The organism is Pseudomonas botevensis (assembly GCF_019145475.1).
Lineage (GTDB): Bacteria > Pseudomonadota > Gammaproteobacteria > Pseudomonadales > Pseudomonadaceae > Aquipseudomonas > Aquipseudomonas botevensis.
On the sequence record NZ_JAHTKI010000047.1, the window covers coordinates 1 to 4,304 of the forward strand.

The following is a 4,304-nucleotide window of genomic DNA, read 5'->3' on the forward strand; positions in this document are numbered from 1 at the left end:
CCCTAAGAAGCCGTTACCGCAGCAACGGATATGTACACCCAACACCCAAAACCTGGCCGGCCCAAAGGCCGCCAAGGCCAAACAAAAAAGGCCCACATCACTGTGGGCCTCCGAATCGGGGAATCAGCAGAACAAAAAACTCAGCCCGCCACCAACACCCGAATCGCCTCCAGCCGCAAAGCCGCCTTGTCGAGCATCGCCAACCCCTGCTCACGCTGTTCACGCAGCGCAACCAGCTCACTGTCACGCACCGTCGGATTGACCGCCTGCAACGCAGTCAGACGCGCCAACTCTTCGTCAGTGTCAGCCGCCAGACGACGGCGAGCCTCGGCCACACGCTCGGCATGACGCGGAGTGACTTTCTCTTCGCCGGCGTTGATCCGTGGCGTCAGTTGATCGCGCTGAGCCTGGATGAACTTGTTGGCACTGGCGCGCGGCACGCTTTCCAGTTGATCGTTCAGCGTCTCGAACGCCACGCGCGGCGACAGGTCGTTGCCGTTGGTATCGAGCAGGCAGCGCAGGGCGGCCGGTGGCAGGTAGCGGCCCAATTGCAGCGAACGCGGGGCAACCACTTCGCTGACGTAGAGCAGTTCCAGCAGCACGGTGCCAGGCTTGAGCGCCTTGTTCTTGATCAACGCGACGGCGGTGTTGCCCATCGAGCCGGACAGCACCAGGTCCATGCCGCCCTGCACCATCGGGTGTTCCCAGGTGATGAACTGCATGTCTTCGCGTGACAGCGCCTGGTTACGGTCGTAGGTGATGGTCACGCCTTCGTCGTCGCCCAGCGGGAAACTGGCGTCGAGCATTTTCTCGCTCGGCTTGAGGATCAGGGCGTTTTCCGAATGGTCTTCGCTGTCGATGCCGAACGCATCGAACAGGGTTTCCATGTAGATCGGCAGGGCGAACTGATCGTCTTGCTCGAGGATCGCCTCGACCAGCGCGTCACCTTCGCCGGCGCCGCCGGAGTTCAGTTCCAGCAGACGGTCGCGACCGGTGTGCAGCTCGGCTTCCAGACGTTCGCGCTCGGTGCGCGCCTCGTCGATCAGCGCTTGCCACTGGCCGTCGTCGGCCTCTTCCAGCAGCGGCAGCAGGCGCGGGCCGAACTGATGTTGCAGGGCGTTGCCGGTCGGGCAGGTGTTGAGGAACGCGTTCAACGCTTCGTGATACCACTGGAACAGACGCTCTTGCGGGCTGGTTTCCAGGTACGGCACGTGCAGTTCGATGACGTGCTTCTGGCCGATCCGGTCGAGACGGCCGATCCGCTGCTCCAGCAGGTCCGGGTGCGACGGCAGATCGAACAGCACCAGATGGTGGGCGAACTGGAAGTTGCGGCCTTCACTGCCGATTTCCGAGCAGATCAGCACCTGCGCGCCGAACTCTTCATCGGCGAAGTACGCAGCGGCGCGGTCACGCTCGAGGATGTTCATGCCTTCATGGAACACGGTCGCCGGGATGCCGGAACGCACGCGCAGGGCGTCTTCCAGATCCATCGCGGTTTCGGCGTGGGCGCAGATCACCAGCACTTTGGTGCGCTTGAGCATCTTCAGTTGATCGATCAGCCACTCGACGCGTGGGTCGAATTTCCACCAGCGTTCTTCTTCGCTGGCATCCGGCTGTGCCTGGAAGCTGACTTCCGGGTACAGCTCGGCGTGTTCGCCCAGCGGCAGCTCGAGGTATTCGTCCGGGCACGGCAGCGGGTACGGGTGCAGTTTGCGCTCCGGGAAACCCTGCACGGCGGCGCGGGTGTTGCGGAACAGCACGCGGCCGGTGCCGTGGCGGTCAAGCAGTTCGCGCACGAGGCGGGCGCTGGCTTCGGTGTCGCCATCGTTGACGGCGGTCAGCAAGGCTTCGCCTTCGTTGCCGAGGAAACCATGGATGGTCTTGTGCGCTTGCGGCGACAGACGGCCCTGATCCAGCAGTTCCTGCACGGCTTCGGCCACCGGGCGATAGTTCTCGCTTTCGGCGCGGAACGCGGCCAGGTCATGGAAGCGGTTCGGGTCGAGCAGGCGCAGACGGGCGAAGTGGCTGTCCTGGCCGAGTTGTTCAGGTGTCGCGGTAAGCAGCAGCACGCCCGGGATCGTTTCAGCAAGTTGCTCGACCAGGGTGTATTCCGGGCTGACGTTCTCTTCATGCCATACCAGGTGGTGCGCTTCGTCGACCACCAGCAGATCCCAGCCGGCGGCGAACAGGGCGTCCTGGGCTTTTTCATCGTCGACCAGCCACTCCAGCGCAACCAGCGCCAGTTGGGTGTCTTCGAACGGGTTGCTGGCATCGCTTTCGATGAAGCGTTCTTCGTCGAACAGCGCGACTTGCAGGTTGAAGCGGCGACGCATTTCCACCAGCCACTGGTGCTGGAGGTTTTCCGGGACGAGGATCAGCACGCGGCTGGCGCGACCTGACAGCAGTTGGCGATGGATCACCAGGCCGGCTTCGATGGTCTTGCCCAGACCCACTTCGTCCGCCAGCAGAACCCGTGGCGCGATACGGTCGGCGACTTCACGGGCAATGTGCAACTGGTGAGCGATCGGTTGCGCGCGCACGCCGCCCAGACCCCAGAGCGAGGATTGCAACTGGCGGCTGGTGTGTTCCAGGGTGTTGTAGCGCAGGGAGAACCAGGACAGCGGGTCGATCTGCCCGGCGAACAGGCGATCGCTGGCCAGACGGAACTGAATGAAGTTCGACAGTTGGGTTTCCGGCAGGGTAACCGGTTCGTTCTGCCCGTTGAGACCGTGATAGACCATCAGGCCGTCGACGTCGTCGACTTGCTGCACGGTCATCTTCCAGCCTTCGAAGTGGGTAATGCTGTCACCCGGCGAGAATCGCACGCGGGTGAGGGGCGCATTCCGTAGCGCGTACTGGCGGGTTTCGCCAGTGGCCGGGTAAAGCACGGTCAACAAGCGGCCGTCCTGTGCCAGAACGGTGCCTAAACCAAGCTCTGCTTCGCTGTCACTGATCCAGCGTTGCCCCGGTTGATACTGCTGCGCCATGCTGCCTGACTCCCACCTTGAAAAAGCGGGCTATCTTAACGGAATGAGGGCCTGAGGCGAAAGGAATAGGAGCAGCGGCGGCACTTTTAGCTTCAGGCGGCAAGAGGAAGCCAACGCGGTCATTTGTCGTTTTTTGCACAGGGATATGGCACCGGTGAGTGTTAATCCGGTCACAAGTTTGCGACCGGTGGCTCAAGCCGTCACTGCCCAAGCCGATAGCCTGCTGACAGGAGACCCTATATATGCTGCCACCGATGCTCCCCCTGAGCGCCGTGCCGATCACCTCCCAGCAGGATCCGATCCGCCAGCGACCGGACATTCCCCCCGTGGTGCCGGTGCAGGAAAGCTCCAACGAAAGCACGATCGATCTGCAAAAGCGCGATCCGGAAGAGGACGGCTATCTGCTGCGCGAAGAGCAGCGCCGCCAGCAGGAGCGCGACCGTCGTCGGCGCGAAGCCGATAACGATCCGGAGGAACATCTGGCCGTACCGGGCACGGAACTCAATGCCGACAACACCGTGCCGGTGGTGCCGCTGATGGAGGATCAGCCGCGTCAGGGGTTGTGGGTCGACATCGAAATCTGAGGGTGGCTCCCGTTCAGTGGCGGGAAAAACCGTCGCACGGCACATCAATTGTCGGGTGGCCGGGTAGCGATGGCTGGTCAGCGCCGCCGCCAGGCCGCATTATTGGCTCAGTCCTGCCGCTGAACCGGCAGTTGTGATTCTTATCCAGCGATGCACTGTGCCATGAGCCAAGACGACAAACTGATCGACCTCAATACCGAACGCGCCAAGCGGGTTCATGACCTCAACGAGAAGCGTCTGAACGAGGTGCGCCAGGCATTCGAGCAGGCGATGCCGTTGGGTAAAACCCGGAAAAAGCCGAAAAACAAACCGAAAAAGCGTTGATCCCCCCCTGCATCCGTTGATGCAGGTCAGTTATTTCCCCTCCTTTTCCCCGCGTCGTGACCGGAGTTGATCCCGGTCAATTTCTGCGCCTGCCCGATTGGTTAACTTAGCTCCATCGCAACAGGGCAAGTCCAGGAGGCCAGTCATGTTTTTCGATAACGTGGTGTTCGCCGGAGTGCTGACAGTCGGCCTCATGGTTGTGTTTTTTGCAGGGTTTGGAATTTTTATCTGGAAGGATGCGAATAAGCGCAAGAAGTAAGCGCGGGTCTTTTTGGATTTGATGAGCACGCAAGGCATTTTGGGCGACTTCGGTTGCCCTTTTTTTTTGCTCCTTGGCGGCCTTTGGGCCGACCAGGTTTTGGGTGTTTGGTGTGCATATCCGTTGCTGCGGTAACGGCTTCTTAGGGTT

At 61.5% G+C, this 4,304-nt stretch carries 4 protein-coding genes; 3 read left to right on the top strand and 1 reads right to left on the bottom strand.

Features of this window, described 5'->3' with window-relative positions; translation table 11 throughout:
- Positions 1–140: 140 nt before the first annotated feature.
- On the bottom strand, positions 141–2,987 hold the full coding sequence (rapA, locus tag KVQ74_RS29130) for an RNA polymerase-associated protein RapA (protein WP_217834818.1): 2,847 nt from the start codon (positions 2,985–2,987) through the stop codon (positions 141–143).
- Between the two features lie 242 nt (positions 2,988–3,229).
- Here rapA and KVQ74_RS29135 point away from each other — a divergent pair, with 242 nt between their 5' ends.
- The 3 genes from KVQ74_RS29135 to ccoM all read left to right on the top strand — a co-directional run bounded on the left by KVQ74_RS29135 (position 3,230) and on the right by ccoM (position 4,154).
- Positions 3,230–3,571: an aspartate-semialdehyde dehydrogenase gene (locus tag KVQ74_RS29135; protein WP_217834819.1), complete on the top strand. Its 342-nt coding sequence runs from the start codon at positions 3,230–3,232 to the stop codon at positions 3,569–3,571.
- A 162-nt stretch (positions 3,572–3,733) separates the two neighbouring features.
- A complete protein-coding gene (locus tag KVQ74_RS29140) occupies positions 3,734–3,895 on the top strand; it encodes a hypothetical protein (RefSeq protein WP_217834820.1) in 162 nt (53 codons plus the stop codon).
- Positions 3,896–4,040: 145 nt separating this feature from the next.
- Complete coding sequence (ccoM, locus tag KVQ74_RS29485; RefSeq protein ID WP_279309461.1) at positions 4,041–4,154, top strand: cytochrome c oxidase subunit CcoM; 114 nt, start codon at positions 4,041–4,043, stop codon at positions 4,152–4,154.
- Positions 4,155–4,304 lie beyond the last annotated feature (150 nt).